22 protein-coding genes are annotated in these 24,129 nt (G+C 71.9%); 11 read left to right on the plus strand and 11 right to left on the minus strand.

The window, feature by feature from the left end; genetic code table 11:
* Window positions 1-63: 63 nt before the first annotated feature.
* The 3 genes from ACICHK_RS05810 to ACICHK_RS05820 are packed head-to-tail and all read left to right on the plus strand — an operon-like array spanning window position 64 to window position 3,526.
* Window positions 64-1,740: an FAD-dependent oxidoreductase gene (locus ACICHK_RS05810; protein ID WP_151467148.1), complete on the plus strand. Its 1,677-nt coding sequence runs from the start codon at window positions 64-66 to the stop codon at window positions 1,738-1,740.
* Window positions 1,737-3,179 carry an ATP-binding protein gene (locus tag ACICHK_RS05815; protein ID WP_406836027.1) on the plus strand — a complete coding sequence of 481 codons (1,443 nt, stop codon included), beginning with the start codon at window positions 1,737-1,739 and terminating at the stop codon, window positions 3,177-3,179. Before ACICHK_RS05810 ends, ACICHK_RS05815 begins: the two co-directional genes overlap by 4 nt.
* A complete protein-coding gene (locus tag ACICHK_RS05820) occupies window positions 3,176-3,526 on the plus strand; it encodes a UBP-type zinc finger domain-containing protein (protein WP_406836029.1) in 351 nt (116 codons plus the stop codon). Before ACICHK_RS05815 ends, ACICHK_RS05820 begins: the two co-directional genes overlap by 4 nt.
* 27 nt (window positions 3,527-3,553) lie before the next feature.
* Here the strand turns inward: ACICHK_RS05820 and ACICHK_RS05825 are convergent, their stop codons facing one another.
* On the minus strand, window positions 3,554-4,045 hold the full coding sequence (locus ACICHK_RS05825; protein WP_406836030.1) for a VOC family protein: 492 nt from the start codon (window positions 4,043-4,045) through the stop codon (window positions 3,554-3,556).
* Window positions 4,046-4,181: 136 nt separating this feature from the next.
* Here ACICHK_RS05825 and ACICHK_RS05830 point away from each other — a divergent pair, with 136 nt between their 5' ends.
* The gene (locus ACICHK_RS05830) at window positions 4,182-4,397 is read left to right on the plus strand and encodes a hypothetical protein (RefSeq protein ID WP_037617573.1); all 216 of its coding nucleotides are present in this window, start codon (window positions 4,182-4,184) and stop codon (window positions 4,395-4,397) included.
* A gap of 55 nt (window positions 4,398-4,452) precedes the next feature.
* On the opposite strand, the gene ACICHK_RS05835 is transcribed toward ACICHK_RS05830, so the two are convergent.
* Window positions 4,453-4,947, minus strand: coding sequence for a hypothetical protein (locus ACICHK_RS05835; protein WP_406836032.1), 495 nt, complete (start codon window positions 4,945-4,947; stop codon window positions 4,453-4,455).
* A gap of 110 nt (window positions 4,948-5,057) precedes the next feature.
* Window positions 5,058-6,548 carry a serine hydrolase domain-containing protein gene (locus tag ACICHK_RS05840; RefSeq protein ID WP_406836033.1) on the minus strand — a complete coding sequence of 497 codons (1,491 nt, stop codon included), beginning with the start codon at window positions 6,546-6,548 and terminating at the stop codon, window positions 5,058-5,060.
* A gap of 413 nt (window positions 6,549-6,961) precedes the next feature.
* On the opposite strand from ACICHK_RS05840, the gene ACICHK_RS05845 reads away from it, so the two are divergent.
* Window positions 6,962-8,593, plus strand: a complete 1,632-nt coding sequence (locus tag ACICHK_RS05845; protein ID WP_406836034.1) for a serine/threonine protein kinase — start codon at window positions 6,962-6,964, stop codon at window positions 8,591-8,593.
* Between the two features lie 23 nt (window positions 8,594-8,616).
* Here ACICHK_RS05845 and tgmB read toward each other — a convergent pair whose 3' ends face one another.
* On the minus strand, window positions 8,617-9,570 hold the full coding sequence (tgmB, locus tag ACICHK_RS05850) for an ATP-grasp ribosomal peptide maturase (RefSeq protein WP_151467141.1): 954 nt from the start codon (window positions 9,568-9,570) through the stop codon (window positions 8,617-8,619).
* 14 nt (window positions 9,571-9,584) lie between these two features.
* Entirely contained in the window at window positions 9,585-9,776 is a 192-nt protein-coding gene (gene tgmA, locus ACICHK_RS05855; protein ID WP_151467140.1) for a putative ATP-grasp-modified RiPP, read from the minus strand.
* Between the two features lie 252 nt (window positions 9,777-10,028).
* On the opposite strand from tgmA, the gene ACICHK_RS05860 reads away from it, so the two are divergent.
* The 3 genes from ACICHK_RS05860 to ACICHK_RS05870 all read left to right on the plus strand — a co-directional run bounded on the left by ACICHK_RS05860 (window position 10,029) and on the right by ACICHK_RS05870 (window position 12,002).
* On the plus strand, window positions 10,029-11,057 hold the full coding sequence (locus ACICHK_RS05860; protein ID WP_406836035.1) for a hypothetical protein: 1,029 nt from the start codon (window positions 10,029-10,031) through the stop codon (window positions 11,055-11,057).
* Between the two features lie 14 nt (window positions 11,058-11,071).
* Complete coding sequence (locus tag ACICHK_RS05865; RefSeq protein WP_406836036.1) at window positions 11,072-11,233, plus strand: hypothetical protein; 162 nt, start codon at window positions 11,072-11,074, stop codon at window positions 11,231-11,233.
* Between the two features lie 88 nt (window positions 11,234-11,321).
* Window positions 11,322-12,002 (plus strand): DUF2238 domain-containing protein, encoded by a 681-nt coding sequence (locus tag ACICHK_RS05870; RefSeq protein WP_406836037.1) that lies wholly within the window; start codon window positions 11,322-11,324, stop codon window positions 12,000-12,002.
* 60 nt (window positions 12,003-12,062) lie between these two features.
* Here ACICHK_RS05870 and ACICHK_RS05875 read toward each other — a convergent pair whose 3' ends face one another.
* Entirely contained in the window at window positions 12,063-13,046 is a 984-nt protein-coding gene (locus tag ACICHK_RS05875) for an aldo/keto reductase (protein WP_151467138.1), read from the minus strand.
* Window positions 13,047-13,191: 145 nt separating this feature from the next.
* Between ACICHK_RS05875 and ACICHK_RS05880 the strand changes: the two genes are divergently transcribed.
* Window positions 13,192-15,015, plus strand: coding sequence for a glycoside hydrolase family 15 protein (locus ACICHK_RS05880; protein ID WP_406841168.1), 1,824 nt, complete (start codon window positions 13,192-13,194; stop codon window positions 15,013-15,015).
* A gap of 24 nt (window positions 15,016-15,039) precedes the next feature.
* Here the strand turns inward: ACICHK_RS05880 and ACICHK_RS05885 are convergent, their stop codons facing one another.
* The 3 genes from ACICHK_RS05885 to ACICHK_RS05895 all read right to left on the minus strand — a co-directional run bounded on the left by ACICHK_RS05885 (window position 15,040) and on the right by ACICHK_RS05895 (window position 18,348).
* Window positions 15,040-15,474 (minus strand): hypothetical protein, encoded by a 435-nt coding sequence (locus tag ACICHK_RS05885; protein ID WP_406836038.1) that lies wholly within the window; start codon window positions 15,472-15,474, stop codon window positions 15,040-15,042.
* Between the two features lie 105 nt (window positions 15,475-15,579).
* Entirely contained in the window at window positions 15,580-17,358 is a 1,779-nt protein-coding gene (locus ACICHK_RS05890; protein ID WP_406836039.1) for a cation:proton antiporter, read from the minus strand.
* Window positions 17,359-17,520: 162 nt separating this feature from the next.
* Window positions 17,521-18,348, minus strand: a complete 828-nt coding sequence (locus ACICHK_RS05895) for an SDR family oxidoreductase (RefSeq protein ID WP_151467460.1) — start codon at window positions 18,346-18,348, stop codon at window positions 17,521-17,523.
* Between the two features lie 805 nt (window positions 18,349-19,153).
* Between ACICHK_RS05895 and ACICHK_RS05900 the strand changes: the two genes are divergently transcribed.
* On the plus strand, window positions 19,154-21,415 hold the full coding sequence (locus ACICHK_RS05900) for an RICIN domain-containing protein (RefSeq protein WP_406836040.1): 2,262 nt from the start codon (window positions 19,154-19,156) through the stop codon (window positions 21,413-21,415).
* A gap of 25 nt (window positions 21,416-21,440) precedes the next feature.
* A complete protein-coding gene (locus ACICHK_RS05905; protein ID WP_406836041.1) occupies window positions 21,441-22,733 on the plus strand; it encodes an RICIN domain-containing protein in 1,293 nt (430 codons plus the stop codon).
* 89 nt (window positions 22,734-22,822) lie between these two features.
* Here the strand turns inward: ACICHK_RS05905 and ACICHK_RS05910 are convergent, their stop codons facing one another.
* Window positions 22,823-23,644 (minus strand): DUF1206 domain-containing protein, encoded by an 822-nt coding sequence (locus ACICHK_RS05910; RefSeq protein ID WP_406836042.1) that lies wholly within the window; start codon window positions 23,642-23,644, stop codon window positions 22,823-22,825.
* An 11-nt stretch (window positions 23,645-23,655) separates the two neighbouring features.
* Window positions 23,656-24,054: a hypothetical protein gene (locus ACICHK_RS05915; protein ID WP_151467127.1), complete on the minus strand. Its 399-nt coding sequence runs from the start codon at window positions 24,052-24,054 to the stop codon at window positions 23,656-23,658.
* Between the last annotated feature and the right edge of the window lie 75 nt (window positions 24,055-24,129).

Below are 24,129 nucleotides of genomic sequence, written 5' to 3' on the forward strand. Positions count from 1 at the left end.
CCTGCGGCGCCCGCGGTGTCCGCTCGGCCGGAACGCAACCGACCTGCTCGGGGTGGGAGAGGCATGACCCAGGCCGCCAGTCCGGCGCGGACCGTCATTCTGACCGTCGACGACGACCCCGGGGTCTCGCGGGCCGTCGCCCGGGACCTCAGGCGCCGCTACGGCGAGGGCCACCGGATCGTGCGCGCCGAGTCCGGGGAGGCCGCACTGGAGGCGCTGCGCGAGCTGAAGCTGCGCGGTGACCAGGTCGCGGTGATCCTCGCCGACTACCGGATGCCGCAGATGAACGGCATCGAGTTCCTGGAACAGGCCCTCGACGTGTACCCGGGCGCGCGCCGGGTGCTGCTGACCGCGTACGCGGACACCAACGCGGCGATCGACGCGATCAACGTGATCGACCTCGACCACTATCTGCTCAAGCCCTGGGATCCGCCGGAGGAGAAGCTCTACCCGGTCGTCGACGACCTCCTGGACGCCTGGCGGGCCAGCGACTACCGGCCCGTGGGCGCCTGCAAGGTGGTCGGGCACCGGTGGTCGGCGCGTTCGTCGGGCGTCCGCGAGTTCCTGGCCCGCAACCAGGTGCCCTACCGGTGGTACTCGTCCGACACCCCCGAGGGGCAGCGCCTGCTCAGCGCCGCCGGGCAGGACGGTGAGCGGCTGCCGCTGGTGGTCACCCCGGACGGCACACCGCTGGTCGAGCCCCGGGACCCGGAGATCGCGGCGCACGTGGGGCTCGCCACGACCCCCACCTCCGAGTTCTACGACCTCGTCGTCATCGGCGGCGGTCCGGCCGGGCTCGGGGCGGCCGTGTACGGCGCGTCCGAGGGGCTGCGCACCGTCCTGGTGGAGCGGTCCGCCACCGGCGGGCAGGCGGGCCAGAGCTCCCGGATCGAGAACTACCTCGGCTTCCCCGACGGCGTCTCCGGGGGACAGCTCACCGACCGGGCGCGACGGCAGGCGGCCAAGTTCGGCGCCGAGATCCTCACCGCGCGCGAGGTGACCGGACTGGAGGTCACCGGGGCCTCGCGCACCATCCGCTTCTCCGACGGCTCCGCGATCTCCGCGCACGCGGTGATCCTCGCGACCGGCGTGTCGTACCGGCAGCTGGAGGCACCGGGCCTGGCCGAGCTGACGGGCTGCGGCGTCTTCTACGGCTCGGCGCTGACCGAGGCGGCGGCCTGCCAGGGCCACGACGTGTACATCGTGGGCGGCGCGAACTCGGCCGGCCAGGCGGCGATGTACCTGGCCCGGGGCGCCAAGTCGGTCACCGTCCTGGTGCGCGGCTCCTCGCTGTCCGCCTCGATGTCGCACTATCTGATCGAGCAGATCGCCGAGGCGCCGAACATCTCCGTGCGCACCGGCACGGTCGTGGAGTCCGCGCACGGCGACGGCCACCTGGAGCAGCTGACGCTGCGCGACGTGGAGAGCGGCCACACCGAACTCGTCGACGCGCAGTGGATGTTCGTGTTCATCGGCGCGGCCCCGCTCACCGACTGGCTGGACGAGACGGTCCTGCGGGACGGCCGCGGATTCATCCTGGCGGGCCCGGACATGACACCCGACGGGCAGCCTCCCCACGGCTGGGAGCTGGACCGGCCCCCGTACCACCTGGAAACCAATGTGCCCGGCGTGTTCGTGGCCGGGGACGCGCGCGCCGAGTCGGCGAAGCGGGTCGCGTCCGCGGTCGGAGAGGGAGCCATGGCCGTCATGCTCGTCCACCGTTACCTGGAGCAGTCGTGAGCGGGCGGCCGGTGCCGTGCGACGCGGCGGAGCTGAGCACGCTGTTCCTGTTCGAGAAGCTCGACGACGACCAGCTGGAGCGGCTGTGCCGGGAGGGCCGGACGGAGCAGTTCGACCCCGGGCCGGTGTACACCGAGGGAGAGCCGGCCACCTGCTTCTACGTGCTCCTGGAGGGCACGGTCGTGATGTCCCGCCGGGTCGGCGGGGACGACGTGGAGATCAGCCGCACCTCCAAGCGCGGGGTGTACGCGGGCGCGATGCAGGCCTATCTCACCGACCCGGGCGACGCGCAGTACAAGGGGTCCATGCGGGTCACCGAGCCGTCCCGGTTCTTCGTGCTGCCCGCGGCCACCTTCGCCGCCATCCTGCGGGACTGGTTCCCGATGGCCGTCCATCTGCTGGAGGGCATGTTCTTCGGCAGCCAGAACGCCCAGCGCACGGTCGGACAGCGTGAGCGGCTGCTGGCGCTCGGCTCGCTGTCGGCCGGGCTCACGCACGAGCTGAACAACCCGGCCGCGGCGGCGGTGCGGGCCACCTCCGCGCTGCGCGACCGGGTGGCCCACATGCGGCAGAAACTGGGGATGATCGCCGCGGGACCGTACGCGCGCGACGCCCTGGAGACACTGGTCGAGATCCAGGAGCGGACCGCCGAGCAGGTCGCCAAGGCCACGCCGCTGAGCCCGCTGGAGGCCTCCGACCGGGAGGACGCGCTCGCCGACTGGCTCGACGACCACGACATCGCGGGCGGCTGGCAGCTCGCCCCGACGTTCGTGCAGGCCGGGCTCGACACGGACTGGCTGGACCAGGTCGCCGCGGCCGTGGACGGGCCGACGCTCGAAGGCGCGGTCCGGTGGCTGAACTACACGGTCGAGACCGAGCTGCTGATGAACGAGATCGAGGACTCCACCACCCGTATCTCGCACCTCGTGGACGCGGCCAAACAGTACTCGCAGATGGACCGCGCGCCCTACCAGGTCGCCGACGTGCACGAGCTGCTCGACAGCACCCTGATGATGCTGGCCGGCAAGATGGGCTCCGGCGTCAAGACCGTCAAGGAGTACGACCGGACGCTGCCCCGGATCCCCGCCTATCCGGGTGAGCTGAACCAGGTGTGGACGAACCTCATCGACAACGCCGTCTCGGCGATGGCCGGCGAGGGGACGCTGACGGTGCGCACCGCCCTGGACGGGGACCATCTGCTCGTCGAGTTCCGCGACACGGGTCCCGGGGTGCCCGCGGAGATCCGCGACCGGATCTTCGACCCGTTCTTCACCACCAAGCCGGTGGGCGAGGGGACCGGTCTGGGCCTGGACATCTCCTGGCGGATCGTCGTCAACAAGCACCACGGCAGTCTGCTGGTGCAGTCCGTGCCCGGTGACACCCGCTTCCAGGTACGCCTGCCCCTGACCGCCGCGGAATCCTCCGAGGAGCCGTCATGACCACATCGAACGGAATCGACCCGTCCGTACCGCCGAGCGGCACCGGCTGCGCCGAGTGCGACGCCGTCGGCGGATGGTGGGTCCACCTGCGGCGCTGCGCCCGGTGCGGGCACATCGGCTGCTGCGACGACTCCCCGGCCAAGCACGCCACCGCGCACGCGCGGAGCACCGGGCACCCGGTCATCCAGAGCTTCGAACCGGGTGAGGACTGGTTCTGGGACTACGACACCTCGGAGCTCTACGAGGCGGGTCCCGAGCTCGCTCCCCCGGTGAGCCGTCCGCTCGACCAGCCCGCGCCCGGCCCCGCCGGACGTGTTCCGGCCGACTGGGCCCAGACGCTGCGCTGAGGCCCCGGCCGGGACCCGGCCGCGGGCTCAGAGGACCTTGTTGCCGTACATCTCGCCGAGCGGGTCGGCGAGCAGCTCGACCCGGGCGCCGTCGGGGTCGCGGAAGTAGATCGAGGTGCCGCTCTCCTCCATGTACTCGACCCCGGCGGCGTCGAGCCGCTCGCGCAGCCGGCGCCAGGTGCCGGGGTCGACGGAGATGGCGAGGTGGTGCAGTCCGCCGAGGACCTCCGCGTAGGGGGCGAGGTCGAGGCCGGGGAAGTCGAAGAAGGCGAGCAGGTTGCCGTTGCCGAGGTCGAAGAAGAAGTGGGTCGAGCCCTTGTAGTCCCGGTTCTCGATCATCTCGGTGAGCGGGAAGCCCAGGACGCCCTGGTAGAACCGTACGGTCCGCTCCACGTCCGAGGAGAGCAGCGCGACGTGGTGCACGCCGCGGGCCGTGCTCGCCGGCCTCTGCGGCCTCAGGTGGGCGTCCTTGATCCGCTGGCGCTCCGCTTCGATCGCGGGCAGGTCCGTCGTACCCATCACATGCTCCTCACTCGGAGAACCGGCACCGTACCCAGTACCGGACACAACCACTTTCACACCGGCCGGCGACCGGTGTCCGCACCGGTCCGTCCGCCGGGATGCGCGGCGCGGCGCGAAGGACGATCCTGGATACATGTCCGGACGGGCTCCTCTGGTTGTGCATCCGGCCCTGGATACCAGCGGCCGCGAGGTGACCGCGCGGGGTGAGAACCTCGGCGTGGCGTTCTCGGACGAGGATCTCCTGGAGTTCCTCGGCCGGGCCGGACTCCCGGACGCGGAGGATCTGCTGGACGATCCGGCATGGGTGAAGTGGCGCGGGGGCCAGGCGCACTTCTACGGGACCGGATAGCGGGCGGGGCTCCCCGGGAACCCCGGCTCCTGGCGCTGCTCCGTACGGGGCGCGCTCACCCGGGCCGACGGGCCGCGGGGGGCTGTTCCCCGGCCGGGGGTTCCAGGGCGACGAGTGTCCCGTTGGCCTGACGCAACGCCAGTTCCAGTGACAGGGCGGGGTGCAGCACGCCCGTCCCGTCGGGCGGGACGATCCACTCCAGCGGTCCCGCCGAACGGTAGGGGGGCGGTACGGCGATCCAGGAGCCCCTGCCGAGGTGACGGAGCCCCGAGCCCTCCCACCGGCTCGCGGGGTCGGGCGGCAGGAAGAAGCCCACGCGCCGGGCCGCGCAGTCGGCCAGCGTGGGCCCCGGCACCTGGAGCGGGTCGGACCACAGGATGTCGAGCGCGAGCAGGCCGAGCCGCTCGGGCACGCTCAGCACGTCCCAGTAGCGCCCGGCCTCCAGGAGCACACTGCCGCTCCCCTGGTCCCACTGGCGTTTGCACGCCCTCGGATTCGTGGCGGCCGCCGCCAGCCACTCCACGCTCCGCGCCCACATCAGGTTCGTCATGCATCACCCCGGAGATGGTTCCCTCCGCCCGGCAGGTACGCGGGAGGCACGGGCCGAAAGGCCCGCGGTCGATCGTCAGGACCTCGGCATACGCATGGTGGTGGATATCTCTACGTGGCGGAAGGGGTGGCGGGGCATGGCGTTTTCCGCCGGCCGGTCGACGGCCGTGGTGACGGGGCGCGGAGGGACTCCAGGGAGCGGGTGTGGAGGGGGGTCGTGTGCCAGCGGGCCGTGAAGGTGCGGCCGGGAAGGGCGCACTCCACGGTCAGCCGGTGCGGGGTCTCCAGGAAGAGCACGTCGACGCGCAGGGTGTCCCGGTCGGTCCAGCCTCCGCTCACCGCCGTCGGCGTCGGACCGGTACCGACGCTCCAGCCGGTTCCTTCGAGCCGCAGTTCCAGTCGCCGGCCGTCCTCGACCAGGGTGACGCCGGTGCCCTTGCCGTCCTCGGCGACGACCACGCCCGTCAGCGTCCGCTGGGCCGCGCAGACGCCTCCGGCGGGAACGAACTCCGTCCGCGACCAGGCGTCCCGGCGCTCCGGGGGCTCGGCCGCGGCCTCGACCGGCGGCAGGGCGAGCCGGGCGAGCCGTCCGCGCAGCGTCTCGTCGCGCCCGTTCGCGGCGGACGGCGCCGTCCCGAACGCGGGCAGCAGATGGCGCCACATGAGGTCCAGCAGCTCCTGCATCCGGTCGGTCGCCGCCGTCGTCGCGATCACGGCGTCGTGTCCGGGCAGCACGACGCAGAACTGTCCGAACGCCCCGTCGCCGCGGTATCCGTGCCGTCCCCGCCAGAACTGGAGTCCGTAGCCCTGCTGCCAGTCCGACCGGGCGCCCTCGGGGGTGCCGTCGGCGTTCGCGACGTGCGCGCGGGTCGCCTCGGCGATCCAGGAGGCCGGCAGGATCCGCCGCCCCTCCCAGACGCCGTCGTCCAGGTACAGCTGGCCGAGCCGGGCGACGGCGTCGGTCGTGGCGTGCAGCCCGCTGAAGCCGATCTCCCGGCCGGCCCGGTTCCGCGTCCAGGCGGTCTCCCCGATGCCCAGCGGGTCGAACAGACGGGGCCGCAGGTAGGCGGTCAGTGACAGGCCGGTCACCCGCTGGAGGATCGTGGCGAGCGTGTAGGTGGCGGACTGGTTGTAGGCGAAGACGGTGCCGGGCTCGCGGTCCGGCGGGATCAGCAGGAAGCCGCGTACCGCCTCCGCCCGGTCGAGCCGCAGCGCGTCGGCCCAGGTCTCGGTGAGATGACCGCTGGCCATGGCCGCGACGTGCCGGACGAGCATCGCGCGGCTGCGCGGATCGGTGATGTCGGACTCGAACTCGGGGAAGTAGGAGATCACCGGACGGTCGAGGTCCAGCAGTCCCTCGGTCACGGCGAATCCGGCGGCCGTGGAGGTGAAGCTCTTGCTGAGCGAGTAGAGCAGCTGGAGGCGCCCGGGGGCGTACGGCGCCCACCAGCCGGAGGCGACGAGGTGCCCGTGGCGCAGGATCATCAGGCTGTGCGGTTCGATGTCCGGGTCGGCCTCGACGGCGTCGAGGAACGCGCTGATGCCCGAGGCGTCGACCCCCTGCTCGGCGGGCGGGCTCTGGGGCAGCGGTCGGGCACTCATACGGACGGCCTCCGGGGGCTCGGGCGGCGGACAGCGGGCGGCGGCTGGACACGGTGGACAGGGTATTGGGTGCATCCGGCATCTTTCCCGGACGGCTCCCCGCTGTCCACGTCCCGGCGGCGACGGCACCCTGGTTCTCGGCCTCGAACCCTCGGGACTCTCACCTTTGCGCCAACTCCCCTTACTGAACGGCGAGTTGACTGAACCGACAGAGGGCGCGCCCCTGCTCCGGCCGGGAGGCCGGGCGGTGAACCGACGGGTAACACCGGCCTGAACTGTTCGTACGGGCACGCGACGACGACACGGCCGGGTAAAAAAAACACTCTCTCCAGCCGTCTCTCGTTGAACACTCATCGTCACGTCCCGCGTACTTCTGGGAAAGGCGAATGTCCGGTACACGACGAGGGATGACGATGGCCAAGGCGCATGACTCCGGAGGCGAGTTGATCGCCGGGAGATACCGGCTGCTAGACGTCCTCCTGCGCGAAGAGGGCCGGACCCTGTGGCACGGCGAGGACACCGCCTTCGGACGGCCCGTCGTCCTGACCCGCTCACGCGCCGCCGGGCAGCCCGGCGAGGGGACGCCGGAGCCCGCAGCCGACCGGATCCTGCGCATCGCCGGGATCCTCGGTCCGGCCTGCCACGGCGGGGTGGCCGCGGTCCTCGACGTGGTCGAGGAGCCCGGCTTTGTGTGGACCGTCACGGAGCGGCCCCCGGGTGACCCGCTGTCCGAACTCCTTCCGCACGGTCCCCTCGACCCCGTCCGGGTGGCCGGTGTCGCACTCGGCGTCCTCGACGTCCTCGGCGCCGCGCACCACGAGGGAGTCACGCACGGCGAACTCGGCCCGAGCCAGGTGTGGGCCGACGAGCACGGCACGGTCACCGTGACCGGGTTCGGTCTGGCGGCGTCCGCCGACGCACCCCGCGCCACCGCCCCCGCGTACGCCTCCCCCGAGCAGGCCCGCGGTGAGGGCGGCACGCCCGCGGCGGACCTCTGGGCGCTGGGCGCGATGATGTACGCGCTGGTCGAGGGGCGGCCTCTCGTGGAGGACCGGGACAGCGCCGAGGCCACGTTCCGGGCCGTGGACCGGCTGCCGGTCAGGGAGCCGCAGAAGGCGGGCCCGCTCGCGCCCGCCATGTCGGGCCTGCTGCGCTGGGACCCGGTGGAGCGGGTACCCGAGGCCGTCGTGCGCGAGGCGCTGACCCGCATCCTCCGGCAGAACTTCGAAGAGGTCACGCCGCCCGAGCCGCTGCCCGATCTCCTCGGTCCCGCCGGGGACCACCGCGACGGGGGCGCGGAGGACGGGAGCACGGGACGCGCTCCGGGAGGTCCGCCCGTCCGCCGTCCGGTCCTGCTGGGCGCGGCCCTCGCCGTCACGGTCGTCACCGCCCTGGTGTTCGCCGTGACGGCCGGGCTGCCGGGTGGGGACGGCACCTCCGCGTCCGGCCCGGCGCCGTCACGGACCGCCGCCGGCGCGCCGTCCGCGGCCCCCACCACGGGCACGCCCGCCGGCCGGACGCCCACGGCGTCCTCGAAGCCGTCCCCCTCCTCCCCCTCACCCACCGCCGGTTCCGCGCTGCCGTCCGGCTTCTCCCTCTACCGGGCGCCCCAGGGCTTCGCCGTCGCCCTGCCGACGGGCTGGAAGCCCCTGGAGACGCAGTCCTCCGGCGACCTGGCCTATCGGGTGACCTTCGGGGCGAGCGGGGACCCGCGCACCCTGGCCGTCACCTACAGCACCCGGCTGGGACCGGACCCCGTCGCCGTCTGGAGCGCCAAGGAGCCGAACCTGCGGGCCGTGATCACCGGCTACGAACGCGTGGGCACCATCCGGCCGGTGACCTACCGCGGCCTGAAGGGCGCCGACATGGAGTGGTACTCCGTGGTCGGGGGCGTGCGGTTGCGCACCCTCGGCCGCGGCTTCCTCATCGACGGCCACCGGGGGTTCTCGCTGCGCTGGACGACCCCGGCGGACGACTGGGACAGCGCCGCCGACCGGCAGGCGCTGAAGGTCTTCTTCGACTCCTTCCGGACGGGCGAGGAGTGACGGTCCGTCACCGAGTACTCATGTCAGTGTCCTTCCGGAATGCGCAGACCCGGACTCCGCTGCGCCAGCCACACGGCGACCTCGTCGGCGATCGGCTGTCCGGTCTCCAGCTCGATGAAGCCGAACTGGCCTCCCTGGTTGCACTCCAGGAACCACCAGATGCCGTCCTCGTCCTCGGCGAAGTCGAAGGCCGCGTAGGCGAGTCCGGTGAAGGCGAGGTAGTCGTGGACCGAACGGGCGATGCGGTGGGGCACCGGTGTGGGCTCCCAGCCGTTCCCCGTCTCGCCGAACCGGCCGTCGACCTGACCGGGCTCGGCGGCCTTGCGGGCGGCGAACATCCGGGTGCCGATGCCGGTGAGCCGGATGTCGGCGCGCTTGGGGATGTAGCGCTGGAGCAGCGCGGGACCGGCCGCCACGCCGGAGAAGTCCGTGCCGGGTCCGACCAGCGTGGTGGGCAGGGCCGCCGGGGGCTCGCCGGGCGGCGGCCCCGAGGCGGATTTCACCACCACCTCCCCGTGTTCCCGGACGAACTGCTCGGCCACCCGGGGAGCGGTCGTGATGACGGTGGGCGGCACGGCGAACTTGCTGCTGTGGGCCACCCGCAGCTGCCAGGGCTTGTGCCGGGCCTGTTCGGCGCGGCGCGGGTGGTTCATCCAGCGGGTCGAGGCGGAGTAGAGCATGCCGAACAGGGCCTGCCGGGTCTCGGCGGTGAGCCATGCCGAGGGTTCGGCGGCGTGGGCCGCCGGTTCGCCCGGTCTGCGCACCCACACCGAACGCAGGCCCCCCATGCTGAGCACATGGCCGTTGACCGACAGATAGCCGTCGAAGTCGCCGTGGGCGTAGTCGGCTGAGATCACCGCCTTGCCGGGCACGTCGGCCGGATCGAGGCGCACCATGGGCACGCCCCGCTCGTGCAGTCGGGCCACCACCATGTCGGCGGTGACGTCCTGTTCGGCCGTGAGTATGAGAACCGTCATGCGCGCGGCGTCCGTCAGTCGTCGAAGTGCGTCTGGGAGCCGGCGGTCGACGTCGTGGTGCCGGCGGCCATCAGCAGCGCGCGGTCGCTGACGGCCGGTCTGCCGTCGGGCAGCACGTTCAGTTGCAGGGACACGTCGAAGTGGTACGGGGGTACTGCGGCCGACTGCCCTGAGGGCCGGGCGTAGTTGAGAGTGAACGGTCGCACGAAAGATCCTCCCGCGGTCGCGCGATGGCCAATACACACCCGTACGTGACACGGCCGTAAGGAATTCATCACTTTCTGCCACATCGGGGTGAAGGTCATCACATCGCGTTGTTTCTGGGCTTGCACATTTCGGATTTACTGGGATGTCCGCTTGGCTACGGTCTCCGAGTGTCACCTTGATTCCACGCAGACCTTAGGCCATAGCTTCATCCTCCGTGACATCAACGCCCCACCATCCCAGGAGAGTTCCCGGTGAGCGCAGTCATCACCTCATCCGAAGACGCCGCCACGCGGCCCGGCGTTCCGGACCCCGTCGAGCGCGACGCGCACGACTTCGGCGCCTACGCGCGCAACGGCGGCTGGGCCTTCGCGCTGAAGGTGGCGCGCAGTGTCCGTCCCGGCGGGCAGTCCGCCGACGAGACGCGGAAGGTGTCCGCGAAGGAGTTCGCCGAGCTGGCCGGATGCTCGCCCGAGCGGGTCATGCGCTACTACAAGGCCTGGGACAGGGCCGCCGACGACGGCCTGGTCCCCCACTTCGAGACCCTGCTCCCCGGCGCGGACGTCGAACTGCCGGACTCCGACGCCTGGCCGGCCTATTACGCCTCCCGTTCCAGTGCCGCCTCCGAGCGCGGCGCCGCCATCACGGAGGCCGCCGAGGCCGAGGGCATCCGTCCCACCAAGGCCCTGGAGGTGGCCGAGAACCCGACCGCGCTGCGGGCGGCGATCCTCGCCGACCCCTCCACGGCGAAGGCGGCACGGGCCGCCCTGCTGGACCGCGTGAAGGAAGACCCGGCGCTCCAGACCGAGTTGGCCCGCGACATCGCCCGCACGGACGAGCTGAAGAAGGCGGTCGCCACCGAGAACAGGGCGGCCGACCGCATCGGTTACGTGCGCCAGATCGCGGAGAAGGGCCAGATCAGGACACCGGCCGGACAGACCCTGGACGCCCCGGCACGGCTGCGCTCCGAGGCCGAGCGGCACCTGTCCCTCCTCGACGAGCTCGACGAGGGCGAGGACGCGGGCGAGTGGGCCGCGGAGGCGTACGACACGATGAGGAACCTCGTCGTCGAGACGGTGGAGGCGGACCCCGAACTGCGCGTCCAGGAACGCCGGACGAAGTTCTACAGCAGTCTGCAGAAGGCCACGAAGGTGTTCGAGGAGCTGACCTTCGACGACGCCGACGACATCTACGAGGACGACATGGTGCAGCGCCTGGAGGAGCTCCAGCAGGCGATCGGCACCGCCATCGCGGCGCTGCGCGGGGCGGCCGGCCCGGAGTGAGGGAGCGCGCGGCCGTGCGGGAACGGGCGTTCCCGCACGGCCGCGCGGTCACCGCGACGGAGGGGCGGGACGCCCTGCCGCTCCCCGGGACGACGTACACGTTCGCCGCGTACACGTTTGCCGCGAACACGTACGTCACGGACATGTTCGTCCCGCCCGGCGCCGGATGCGTGTGACGACGCGGTGACCGGGTGAGTACGCGTACTCATGCCACCGCCCCCGGCGCTCCACCACGATGGGGCCACCCGGACGAAGGAGCCCGCCATGCACGGATCAGCCCTCGCACCGCCCGCACCGCACCCCGCCCTCCCCGGGCGCGCCCCGCGCAAGGCCCTCCCGGCCGTGCTCGTGGCGGTGGTCGTCACGGGCATGGCGCTCTCCGCGTGGCACGCGCACGACGGGACGACCTGGCTGCTGGAGACCGTGTGGGTGCTCGTCGGGCTGCCGCTGGTGATCCTCGGCCGACGGAGGTTCCCGATGACGAGCCTGCTGTACTGCCTCCTCGCGGCACACGCGCTGGTGCTCGCGGTGGGCGGCCACTACACCTACGCGCAGGTGCCGTTGGGCGACTGGGTGCGCGACACGTTCGGACTCGACCGCAATCCCTACGACCGGTTCGGACACCTCATGCAGGGCTTCGTACCGGCCGTCCTGGTGCGGGAGCTGCTCAGCAGGACGTCACCGCTGCGCGGCAGCAGGTGGCTGGCGCCCCTGACGGTGTGCGCCTGCCTCGCCTTCAGCGCGCTCTTCGAGATGTTCGAGTGGGCGGCCGCCGTGATCGGCGGCCACGGCGCGGACGCCTTCCTGGCGACCCAGGGCGACGTGTGGGACACCCAGTGGGACATGTTCTGCGCCCTGATCGGCGCGACCGTCTCCGCGCTGGTGCTCAGCCGCGTGCACGACCGCCAGCTCGACGCCCTGGCGGCGCGGTCCTCCGGGGACTGAGGCCGCCGGCCGCGCGGCCCTTCGGGGCGGAGACCGCGCGGCGCCGGGTCCCGCGCGCCGTCACCAGCGGCTCTCCACCTGCTCCTTGATCCGCCGCTCGTAGAGCTCGTCGATCGCGTCCAGCGTCGCGCGGGAGAGCTCCGGCAGCTTCGCGGCCTCCGCGTTGGCGTGGGCCTGTTCGGGTGACCGGGCTCCCGGGATGACCGTGGTCACTCCGGGCTGCGCGACGATCCAACGCAGCGCGAGCTGGGCCGGCGTGTACCCCTCGGGGACGAGGGCGGAGAACTCGGCCGCCGCCTCCACGCCCGTCGCGAAGTCGACCCCGGAGAAGGTCTCGCCCTGGTCGAAGGCCTCCCCGTGACGGTTGTACGTCCGGTGGTCGTCGGCGGCGAAGACGGTGTCCTTGGTGTACTTGCCGGAGAGCAGCCCCGAGGCCAGCGGGACCCTGGCGATGATGCCGACGCCCGCCTCCCGGGCCGCCGGCAGGACCTGGCGCAGGGGCTTCATGCGGAAGGGGTTGAGGATGATCTGGACGCTCGCCACGTTCGGGCGGGCGATGGCGGCCAGTGCCTCGTCGCACGTCTCGACGCTCACGCCGTACGCCGCGATCCGCTCCTCCTCGACCAGCGTGTCGAGGGCGTCGTACACCGCGTCCGAGGAGTACACGGGTGTCGGCGGACAGTGCAGCTGCACCAGGTCGAGGCGGTCGACGCCGAGGTTGCGGCGCGAACGGTCGTTCCAGGCGCGGAAGTTGTCGAGGACGTAGTTCTCCGGGATCTGGTCGACGCGGCGGCCCATCTTGGTGGCGACCATGACGTGCAGGTCCGGCCTGCCGCGCATGAAGCCGGCGATGGTCTCCTCGCTCCGCCCGTCGCCGTACACGTCGGCGGTGTCGAAGAAGGTCACCCCCGACTCCGCCGCCGTCTCCAGCACGGCCAGGGCGTCCTTGTCGCTCACGTCGCCCCAGTCGGCTCCCAGTTGCCAGGTGCCGAGGCCGATGACGGAAGCATGCTGGCCAGACCTGTCGAATGCGCGCTCGTCCATGACGTCAGTCTGTCACTTCCCCCGGGCCGGACCGGGTCTCCCCGCCCCGCGCGCCTCGCCGCCGTGGAACGGTCCCCTCCGGGGACGGACAAGCACACATGCCCGCCATGTCGGATAGTGAAGGTGCCTGGATCCTCGAGATTGGATCAGCATGGACCGCTATCCGCCCATAGCCGACCACGGCCTGGTGGGGGATCTCCAGTGCTCCGCCCTGGTGTCCGCCAAGGGCGTCGTGGACTGGTTCGCCGCCCCGCGCTTCGACTCCCCCAGCGTCTTCGCCGCACTGCTCGACCACGACCGCGGCGGCTTCCTCCGGCTGGCGCCCTCCCACCCGGAGGGCGCCTGGAAGCAGCTCTACTACCCGGACACGGCCGTACTGGTGACCCGGTTCATGTCACCCGACGGGGTGGGCGAGATCCTCGACTGGATGCCGCCGGACCGCTCCGGGACCGCCTCCGCCCGGCACCGCCTCGTGCGGACCGTGCGGACGGTGCGGGGGACGATGGAGTTCGCCCTGGAGTGCCGGCCGCGCTTCGACTACGGCCGGGCCGGCCACGAACTCGTCCTCGGTCCCGACGGCGCCGCCTTCCGCGGCCCGGGCATCACCGCGTTCCTGCAGAGCACCTTCCCCCTGGAGCGGGACGGCCGGGACGTCCGCGGCACCGTCACCCTGAGGGCCGGCGAGAGGGCCGCGGCCGTGTTCACCGTGGACGGCGCGGACGCCACCGCACCGCCGCCGCCCACCGCGCCGGAGATCGAGGAGGACCTGGCGGAAACCGTCGGGTTCTGGCAGGGCTGGGTGCGCAACTCCCGGTACCGGGGCCGCTGGCCCGACATGGTGCACCGCTCCGCCGTCACCCTCAAGCTCCTGACCTACGCGCCCACCGGCGCCCCGGTCGCGGCGGCCACCATGGGACTGCCGGAACAGATCGGCGGCGAACGCAACTGGGACTACCGCTACACCTGGGTCCGGGACGGAGCCCTGTCGCTGCGCGCCCTGCTCGACCTCGGGTTCGTCGAGGAGGCGACGGCGTTCACCCACTGGCTGCGCGGACGGCTGACGGAACGCCTGGACCACGAGGGCGAGGCGCTCCAGATCATGTACCGGGTGGACGGCGCGCCCCTGGAGGGCGAGGAGATCCTGGAGCACTTCGAGGGCTACCGCGGCTCCTTCCCCGTACGCGTCGGCAACGCCGCCGCCGACCAGCTCCAGCTCGACGTCTACGGCGAGGCCCTCTACGGCCTCTCCGAGGGGCGCGAGATCGGCCTCCAGGCGGACCACGCGGGCTGGAGGGCCGTCTCCCGCACCCTGGACTGGCTCGCCGGCAACTGGGACCGCCCCGACGAGGGCATCTGGGAGACCCGCGGCGGACGCAAGGACTTCACCTACAGCCGGGTGATGTGCTGGGCGGCGTTCAACCGCGGTCTGCGGCTGGCCCGCGACTGGAGCCGGCCGGCGGACACCGCGCTCTGGACCCGGGCCCGGGACACCATCCTGGAGCAGGTGATGGAGCACGGCTGGAACGAGAAGGAGAGGGCGTACGTCCAGTACTACGGGGGCGACGTCCTGGACGCCTCGCTCCTGCTCGCACCCCGGGTCGGCTTCCTGGGCGCGAAGGACCCGACCTGGCTGTCGACGCTCGACGCGATGGGCCGGACGCTGGTCTCCGACAGCCTCGTCCACCGCTACGACCCCGCCGCCTCCCCGGACGGCCTGCGCGGCTCGGAGGGGACGTTCAGCCTGTGCACCTTCCTGTACGTCGACGCGCTGGCCCGCTCCGGCAGGCTGGCCGAGGCGCGCTACACGTTCGAGAAGATGCACACCTACGCGAACCACGTCGGGCTCTTCGCGGAGGAGGTGGGCCCCAGCGGCGAGCAGCTGGGCAACTTCCCCCAGGCGTTCACCCATCTGTCACTGATCATGGCCGCCACCACGCTCGACGAGGCACTCGACCGCCGGCGCGGCTGAGCGGGAGCGCGGGGACCGGACGCGTCACACCCGCACCCCGTGCACGTGCTTCGGCTCGACCAGCAGGCCGTAGACGACCAGCAGGGACACGAGCATCGTGAACAGCGACCACCACGGGTAGACCGGCAGGAAGATCATCTGCGCGACGAGGCAGAACGCGGCCAGGCAGACGCCCGCCAGCCGCGCTCCCCTGGAGCCCACGAGCACGCCGAGCGCCAGCAGGGCCATGACGATGCCGATGGCGACGAAGATCCAGCCCCAGGCCGTGTAGTTGAGGATCAGCAGCCGGTCGCCCCCGGAGTACACCTTCGAGTAGTAGCCGTGGTTGAAGATCGCCACGAAGCCGGTGAGGAGGTTGAACAGAGCGCTGACCATCAGCAGGATTCCGGCGAAGGCCACCCAGTGCGAACGCTCCATCGGCGGTACGAGGTCGTCCGGATCGGAAACTTGTCGCTGCATGGGAACCATGAGATCCAGCCGGAGGGCGGACCGCAATCCGCACTGGACCGTTGGTGTCGCAGGGGGCCCGGCGGAGCCGGTGACGCCGGCCCGCGCCGGGCGCCGTCAGTCCGCCGGCACCGCGCCCGGTGTCCGGGCCGGGGAGAGCAGGATCGCGGTGTCACGGGCCTCCGGCAGCGGGGTGCGGGTGCCGGTGACCGGGTCCAGCCGCCCGTCGGGGCGCACGAGGAACAGCAGCGCGTGTCCGTCCGGGATGCCGTCCGCGACGGGGCGGAGGACGATCCGGGCGCCGTCCCCGTAACGGCGGGCCAGCCCGGGTCTGTTCAGCTCGGCCCCGAACAGGGTGTCGCCCTTCGTGTAGGGCGCGACCACGCCGTGGCTCAGACCGGGCGGCCCCAACCGGTGGACGAACCCGTCGACCGTACCGCGCAGGGTCTCCGCGGCCAGCGCGTTGAAGTCGTCCTCCTCGGTGAGCAGCAGGACGCCGGTGATCCCCTCGAGCTCGGCCCCCTCGCCGGTGGCCGCGGCGAGCAGTGCTCCCGGCGCCAGGCTCAGTCCGGCGGCCCGGATCAGGTCGCGCTGCTCCTCCCGGCCGGCCCACATCAGCACGTCCAGGCCGGCGGAGCGCAGCGCGCGGCCCAGGTCGATCGCCCAGGCGTCCCCGCCCACGAGCAGCGGGCGGGCCCGCGCCGGACGCAGCGCGCCCAGCCGCCGGGCGACGGGGTGCGCGCTCAGCCCGTACAGCGTCACGGTGGCGACGATCACCAGGAAGGTGGCGGGCAGGATCTTCCGGGCGCCGCCGACGTGGTCGGCCACGAGTGTGGCGGAGAAGGTCGAGGCGGTGGACGCGGCGACGATTCCGCGGGGTGCCATCCAGCCGATGAACGCCCTCTCACCGCGGAGCAGGTCCGTGCCCAGGGTCGACAGGAGCGCGACCAGTGGTCTGACCACCAGGACCAGGGCGGCGACGAGGGCGAGCGTGGGCAGGACGACGTGCCGCAGGGACGCGGGGGTGACCGTGGCCGAGATCGAGATGAACAGCAGCCCGATGATCAGGGAGACGAGGGTCTCCAGGAAGGGGCGGCGCGCCGGGAGGGAGACGCCCGGCAGATTGGCGAGGGCCATCCCCATCACGACGGCGGCGATGAGCCCGGTGTCGTCCCGGATCGCGTCGCAGGCCGCCGCCACGCCCACCGCGGCGGCGAGCTGGGCCGTCGTGCCCAGGACCTCGCCCAGGTGCAGGCGGCCGAGGAGGAGCCACAGGACGGCGGCGCCCACCGCGCCCCCGATCAGTCCGACGGCGGAACTCTCCGCGAACTGACCGATCTTGCCGCTCAGGTCGCTGCTGCCGCTCGCGACGACGGCGTGAAAGACGAGCGCGCCGAGGATGCCGCCGACCGGGTCGATCAGCGATCCCTCCCAGATCAGGATGCGCTGCAGGCGTTCGGTCGGGCGCACGAAGTGGAGCAGCGGTCCGACGACGGTGGGACCCGAGACGACGAGGATCACACCGAGCATGACCGCCGAGCTCTTCGACATGCCCAGCAGCGGTACCGCGAGAACGGCGGCGGCTCCCCAGGTGAGCAGGACACCGATCCAGATCAGCCGCACCACGACCCGGTGCATGTGTCCGTGCAGCCTGCTGATGTCCAGGCCCAGCCCGGCCTCGTAGAGGATCACCGCGACGGCGAGCGAGACCATCGGGGAGAAGGCGTCGCCGAGCAGTTCGTCGGGGTCGACGATGTCGGTCAGCGCGCCCGCGGTGAAGCCGACCGGCAGCAGGATGATCAGGGCGGGGATCCGCAGCCTGCTCGCCACGAGCTGGGAGCCGACGGCGAGGACGGCGATCAGTCCGAGGCCCTGGAGGATCTGATTTTCCGTCACGGCTGTCTCCTGCCGGTCGTGTCGGCCGGCGGCGGATCCGCCGCGGTCCGCCTCCTGGACGGTCAGGCAGGCCGGCACGAGGCAGGGAGGTCGTGCCGGCCCGGGCGTCGGCGGTGGCGGTGGCGCCCTGGAGGGGCTGCGGGAGCGCGGGCGCCCACCGTCTCAGCCGCCGGTGGCGAAGCCGGGGAAGAGGGTCATCCCGCCGTCGACGAACAAGGTCGTGCCCACGACGTAGTCCATGAGGTCCGAGGCCAGTACGGTCACCGCGGCGGCGATGTCGTCGGGGTCGCCCACCCTGCGGTAGGGGATCAGTCTGAGCAGTTCGGCCTCCGCCTCGGGGGTCTCCCAGGCGCTGCGGTTGATCGGGGTCCGGATGGCGCCGGGCGCGACCGCGTTGACCCGGACCCCGTGCGGGCCCAGTTCCTGTGCCAGCGTCTGCATGAGCATGAGGACACCGCCCTTGGACGCGGCGTAGTTCAGGTGACCGGACCACGGAATGATCTGGTGCACGGAGCTCATGCAGACGATCTTTCCGGCGGAGCGGGAGACCTCGGGCACGACACCGCGCCGCAGGAACTCCTTGGTCGCCTCCCGGGCGCACAGGAACTGACCGGTGAGGTTCACGTCGATGACCTTGTGCCACTGCTCGACGGTCATCTCCGTCACCGGCGCGTCCCGTTGCAGACCGGCGTTGGCCACCAGGATGTCGATCGTGCCGAACTCCTCCAGCATGCGGGCGAACATCCCGACGACCTGGCGCTCGTCGGACACGTCCGCCTCGCACGCGAAGGCCCGCACCCCGAAGCCCTGGATCTGCCGGACCACGTCCTCGGCGGCCTCCTGGCCGAAGACGTAGTTGACGACGACGTCGGCGCCCGCCCGGCCCAGCGCGACCGCCGTCGCCAGTCCGATGCCGGAGTTCGCCCCGGTCACCAGTGCCTTCTGGCCCCGCAGCAGCGGCAGTGCCGCCAGCTGCGCGGCGGTGTCCATGCCTGAGGTCACTGCCGTCTCCCGTCCACCGTGGTCGGGGCGGCTCCGGGTTCGGCGGCCCCGCACCGAGGCAATCACTCCCGCCGCGGGTCGGCGACGGCGGACCCGCCCCGCTCGGCCGTTGGAAGTAGCCGGGTCCCTCCGGCGGAGCAACGGCCCGGCGTCCGGCCGTGCCGCCGGGCTCCGGAAGCGGTGGCGCGGCGCCGGAGCGGTCCGGGAGGAGCCGTGGCGGCCTCCGGGGACCGCACGGACGACCGTGGCCGGCCCCGCTCCGCGGGAGCCCGGCACGCACGGCGCCCCGGAATGCTCCGGGGCGCTGTTCCGCGGCAGCCGCTTCCCTCGCCGCAGGACACGAACCGGCGGTGCCGGTCGGCGCGGTGACCGGTGGAGCTCCGTGCCTCTCCAGGGCATGGAGTCACCGACCCGGGACCAGAGTGCACTGTGAGACGAGTGGGGCGGGTGTGATTCACCGTCATGTCATCACCATGTAAGGAATCGCACATCGGGATCGACGTCCATCACCCTGCCTCCAAGGCATGTGACGGACCCGCGAGGCGCGAACCGCGAGACGGCATCGACCACTCCGACGCCGCGCAGGTGAACACCGCGGCGAGGAGGCCGAGTTCGGTGTCACTTCCCCACAGGATCCTTCAACTCCTAACACTTACAGGCAACTTGGAAGCGTTCTCTGCTTCACGTCTTGACGCCCATGGTGCAGACCTTTAGGTTCACCGATCGCCATGACTCCATGAATGCATCCAATGTTCACGGACATGAACCCCCCATCGATTCAGGAGTGTCCCGCATGTCCAGATTCCCCCTGCCCGGATCCCGAAGGGACTCCGGGCGCCGCCGAACGGCCGGGCTGCTGACCGTGACCGCTCTCGTGGCGACCACGGTGTCGGGCCTGACGGCCGCCCCGCAGAGCGCCACCGCGCAGAACGCCGCCGCCCCGAGCGACGCTGCCGCGCAGGCGGCCGCGGTGCCGGCCGGCTGGGCCGCCGTCGTCAACGCGGGCAGCGGCAAGTGCGTCGACGCCCGTGCCGCCGGCACGGCGGACGGCACGGCGGTCCAGCAGTACTCCTGCAACGGCAGCCAGGCGCAGCAGTGGCGGTTCACCACCACGTCGGGCGGGTACTCCCAGGTCGGCAACCGGGCCGACTCCACCAAGGCGTGGGACGTCACCGACGTCTCGGCCGCGGACGGCGCGCCGGTACAGCTGTGGACGTACGGCGGCGGCGCCAACCAGCAGTGGCAGGCCGTGGCGGAGGCCGGCGGCGCCTACCACTTCGTGAACCGGAACAGCGGCAAGTGCCTGGACGTGCCAGGCGCGTCCACCGCCGACAGCACCCAGCTCCAGCAGTACACCTGCAACGGCACGGCGGCGCAGTCCTTCTACGTGAACGCCGCGGACACCCAGCAGCCGCCCGGGACGCCAGACCTGGGCCCGAACGTCACCGTCTTCGACCCGTCGACCCCGGCCGCGACCGTCCAGAGCAGCCTCGACGCGGCCTTCTCCCAGCAGGAGACCAACCAGTTCGGCACCGCCCGCAAGGCCTTCCTGTTCAAGCCCGGCACCTATGACGCCAAGGCCGACGTCGGGTTCTACACCCAGGTGGCGGGGCTCGGCCTCTCCCCCGACGACGTGAACATCCGCGGTTCGGTGCACGCCGAGGCCGACTGGTTCCAGGGCAACGCCACCCAGAACTTCTGGCGGTCGGCGGAGAACCTGTCGGTGACCCCGACGGGCGGCGCGGACCGCTGGGCGGTGTCGCAGGCGGCCCCGTACCGGCGGATGCATCTGCGCGGCAACCTCGCCCTGGACGACGGCGGTTGGTCCAGCGGCGGCTACATGGCCGACACGAAGATCGACGGGCGGGTCGACTCGGGCTCGCAGCAGCAGTGGCTGTCGCGCAACACCGAGTGGGGCAGCTGGACCGGCTCCAACTGGAACATGGTCTTCGTCGGCGCCATGAACGCGCCCGCCAACAGCTTCCCCAGCCCGCCGTACACCACCGTCGCGCAGGCGCCGGTCACCCGGGAGAAGCCTTTCCTGTACGTGGACGCGGCGGGCGCCTGGAAGGTGTTCGTGCCTGCAGTCCGCACGAACACCAGCGGCACCACCTGGAGCGCCGGCACCCCGGCCGGCACCTCGCTGCCCTTGTCCGACTTCTTCGTGGTCAAGCCGGGCGCGACCGCCGCGCAGCTGAACGACGCGCTCGCCCAGGGCAAGAACCTGCTGGTCACCCCGGGGGTCTACCACCTCGACCAGACACTGAAGGTGAACCGGGCCGACACGGTCGTGCTGGGCCTGGGTCTGGCGACGCTCGTCCCCGACAACGGGATCACCGCGGTCTCCGTCGCCGACGTCGACGGCGTCCGACTGGCCGGCCTGCTGATCGACGCCGGGACCACCAACTCCGCGCAGCTCATGGAGATGGGACCGAGCGGCTCGGCCGCGGACCACAGTGCCGACCCCAGCTCGCTGCACGACGTGTTCTTCCGGATCGGCGGCGCGGGCGTCGGCAGGGCGACCACCAGCCTGACGGTCAACAGCGACGACGTCATCGGTGACCACCTGTGGCTGTGGCGGGCCGACCACGGCGGCGGGGTGGGCTGGACCAGCAACACCGCCGACACCGGCCTGGTCGTCAACGGCGACGACGTGACGATGTACGGCCTGTTCGTCGAGCACTACCAGAAGTACCAGACGGTCTGGAACGGCAACGGCGGCCGCACGTACTTCTACCAGAACGAGATGCCGTACGACCCGCCCAACCAGGCGTCCTGGACGAACGGTTCCACGCAGGGCTACGCCGCCTACAAGGTGGCGAACTCGGTGACGAGCCATCAGGTGTACGGCTTCGGCAGCTACTGCTACTTCAACGTCAATCCCGCCGTCGCCGCCGAGCACGCCATCGAGGCCCCGAACACCGCGAACGTGAGGTTCAAGGACATGGTGACCGTCTCCCTCGGGGGCACCGGGACCATCCGGCACGTCGTCAACGACCGGGGCGGGCCGTCCGACTCCGCCACGAACGTCGCCAACCTCGTCAGCTACCCGTGACCCGCGTGGAGAGGACAGTCAGCCGATGAACACCTTCACCTCCGGTACGGCACGTGCGGCCCTGCGGGTCTTCCTGCTGCTGGCGACCCTGCTCACCCTCGCCGCGCCGCCCGCCGCCCGGGCGAGCACGGCGGCCGCCCCGTTCAAGGTGCTGGCGCTCTACAGCGGCACCTGGGACGCGGCGCACATCGACTTCGACAAGGAGGCCAACGACTGGTTCCCGCGGCAGGCCGCGGCGAACGGCTTCACCTACACGGCCAGCACCGACTGGAACCTGCTGAGCAACGGTGGCATCAACGCCTACCAAGTGGTGCTGTTCCTCGACGACCTGCCGCAGACGGCCGCCCAACGGGCCGGTTTCGAGCAGTACATGCGGGGCGGCGGCGCCTGGCTGGGCTTCCACGTCTCGGCCTTCACCACCGACGCGGCGAGCTGGCCCTGGTACCACGACCAGTTCCTCGGCAGCGGGAACTTCCGTTCCAACACCTGGGGGCCGACCTCGGCCGTGCTGAAGGTCGAGGACCGCACCCACCCGGCCACCAGGAACCTGCCGGCCACGTTCACCTCGGCGGTCAGCGAGTGGTACAGCTGGTCCAACGATCTGCGGCAGAACCCGGACATCAGGATCCTGGCCTCCGTCGACCCCAGCAGCTTCCCACTGGGCACCGACCCGAACCAGAGCTGGTACAGCGGCTACTACCCGATCCTGTGGACCAACACGAAGTACCGGATGCTGTACGCGAACTTCGGCCACAACGCGATGAACTACGACACGAACACCCGCTTGTCGTCGACGTTCGCGAGCGAGACGCAGAACCGGTTCCTGCTGGACGGGCTGAAGTGGCTGGGCGGGTCCGACGGCACGACCCCGCCGACCGGCCCGATCTCCGAGACGGCCTGGTACTCGCTGACGAACGACGGCAACGGCACCTGTGTGGACGCCCGTTCGGCCGCCACGGTGAACGGCACCGCGATCCAGCAGTACGCCTGCAACGGCACACAGGCACAGCAGTTCCAGTTCCGTCCGACGGACAGCGGCTACACACGGATCGCGCTGCGGCTGGACCCGCAGCAGGTCGTCGATGTCACCGACCGCTCCACGGCCGACAACGCCCCTCTGCAACTGTGGAGTTGGTCGAGCGGCCAGAACCAGCAGTGGCAGCCGGTGCGGGAGAGCACGGGGCGGTACCACTTCGTCGCCCGGCACAGCGGCAAGTGCCTGAGCGCCGCGGCCTCCGCCGCGAACGGCGCCCGGCTCACCCAGCGCGGCTGCGACGGGTCGGCCTCCCAGAGCTTCGCACTCGCCGCGCGGCCCTGACCGGTGCGCGAACGTCCGGGTGCCTCCTGCGCACACGCGGCGGGGGCACCCGGACGTTCGTCATCACGTCGTCGCGCGAGGGTTCGGCCTCACACCCTGCGCCACCTGGCCATCGCGAAGGAGAACACCCCGAACAGGACGAGACCGGCGGCGACGCAGACCAGCAGCCACGGGCCCATCGGCGTTCCGGCGAAGGACCGCAGCGTGCCGTCCATGCCCTTGGCCTGGTCGGGCTGGTACTTCACGGCGGCCCGGACCGCGAAGACCCCGGCCCCCGCGAACACCGCGCCGCGCGCGGCCCCGCCGCCCACGCCCGTCACGTCGACCGCCTTGCGGACCCGCCGCGACATCTCACCGAGCTTGAGGTGCTTGTGATACTTGCGCATCACGGCCCGGGCGGCGATCCAGACACCCGCGACGACGAGGCCCGCCCCGGCGGCGCCGACGATCCACTGGCCACCGGGCATCCCCAGCGCCTTGGCCGTGACGTCCCGGGACTGCCGGTCGCCCGAACCGCTGCCGCGCGCGCCGGCCGCGAAGGCCAGCACGGAGTAGGCGACGAACGCGTAGAACACGCACCGCCCGGCCGCCGCCAGGCGCTTGCCCGCCTTGCCGCCGTCCTCCCCGGCCGAGCCGAAGGCGGCCTCGGACAGCCGCCACAGCGCCATGCCCACGAGCCCGACGCCGAGCGCCCACAGCAGGACAGCCCCGAACGGCTTCGTGGCGATCTCCTGCAGGGCACCGCCCCGGTCGGCCTGCCGCCCTCCGCTGTCGCCGAAGGCGATGCGCAGGGCCAGCAGGCCGACCAGGACGTAGATCACCCCCCGCGCGGTCAGCCCCGCACGGGCCGCGCCCTCACGGGCCGAGCCGGTCGCCGCGCGGCGGGCGCCGATCTCTCCCTCGTGGGCCACCGTCCCGGCGTTCACTCGGGCCGCGTCTCGTGCCCGGTACGCGAATCCAGCCTCAGCTTCATCTGAACCTCCTGGTCACCGGCTTCCGTGCCCAGTTCGTGCACGGTGAAGACGGCGTCGAGGGCCTCCCGCAGACGCTGTGTCGCCAGGGGGCCGCCCTGCGCCTCCACGGTCGGCTGCCCCGAAAGTTCCACGACAGGCCCGGGAGTACCACCGGAGTCACCGGCGGTGTCGAACAGCACGGTCCACACCGTCGGCCTCCCGCTCCCGGACTCGTGGGGCTCGTCCGCGCCCTCCCGGTCCGCGGTGAAGCGGCCGCACAGGACACCGAGCACGCTCTTGGCGTCGGCCGCGGAACAGTCACCCAGCATCACGTGAACCGTTGACGCGGGCAGTTGTTGCACGCTCATGAAAACCCTCTCCCTCGCGTCGGTGAGACAGGCACGCGCGCCCACGGACGGGCACATCGTGACGTCGCAGGTCGT

The sequence above is a fragment of the Streptomyces sp. AHU1 genome, from assembly GCF_045343905.1.
Taxonomy (GTDB): Bacteria; Actinomycetota; Actinomycetes; order Streptomycetales; family Streptomycetaceae; genus Streptomyces; species Streptomyces triticiradicis.

Coding starts and splice junctions, on each gene's coding strand:
- ACICHK_RS05810 (WP_151467148.1), top strand. CDS start 64: ATGACCCAGGCCGCCAGTCCGGCGCGGACCGTCATTCTGACCGTCGAC.
- ACICHK_RS05820 (WP_406836029.1), top strand. CDS start 3,176: ATGACCACATCGAACGGAATCGACCCGTCCGTACCGCCGAGCGGCACC.
- ACICHK_RS05825 (WP_406836030.1), bottom strand. CDS start 4,045: ATGGGTACGACGGACCTGCCCGCGATCGAAGCGGAGCGCCAGCGGATC.
- ACICHK_RS05830 (WP_037617573.1), top strand. CDS start 4,182: ATGTCCGGACGGGCTCCTCTGGTTGTGCATCCGGCCCTGGATACCAGC.
- ACICHK_RS05835 (WP_406836032.1), bottom strand. CDS start 4,947: ATGACGAACCTGATGTGGGCGCGGAGCGTGGAGTGGCTGGCGGCGGCC.
- ACICHK_RS05840 (WP_406836033.1), bottom strand. CDS start 6,548: ATGAGTGCCCGACCGCTGCCCCAGAGCCCGCCCGCCGAGCAGGGGGTC.
- ACICHK_RS05845 (WP_406836034.1), top strand. CDS start 6,962: ATGGCCAAGGCGCATGACTCCGGAGGCGAGTTGATCGCCGGGAGATAC.
- tgmB (WP_151467141.1), bottom strand. CDS start 9,570: ATGACGGTTCTCATACTCACGGCCGAACAGGACGTCACCGCCGACATG.
- ACICHK_RS05870 (WP_406836037.1), top strand. CDS start 11,322: ATGCACGGATCAGCCCTCGCACCGCCCGCACCGCACCCCGCCCTCCCC.
- ACICHK_RS05875 (WP_151467138.1), bottom strand. CDS start 13,046: ATGGACGAGCGCGCATTCGACAGGTCTGGCCAGCATGCTTCCGTCATC.
- ACICHK_RS05885 (WP_406836038.1), bottom strand. CDS start 15,474: ATGCAGCGACAAGTTTCCGATCCGGACGACCTCGTACCGCCGATGGAG.
- ACICHK_RS05895 (WP_151467460.1), bottom strand. CDS start 18,348: ATGGACACCGCCGCGCAGCTGGCGGCACTGCCGCTGCTGCGGGGCCAG.
- ACICHK_RS05900 (WP_406836040.1), top strand. CDS start 19,154: ATGTCCAGATTCCCCCTGCCCGGATCCCGAAGGGACTCCGGGCGCCGC.
- ACICHK_RS05905 (WP_406836041.1), top strand. CDS start 21,441: ATGAACACCTTCACCTCCGGTACGGCACGTGCGGCCCTGCGGGTCTTC.
- ACICHK_RS05915 (WP_151467127.1), bottom strand. CDS start 24,054: ATGAGCGTGCAACAACTGCCCGCGTCAACGGTTCACGTGATGCTGGGT.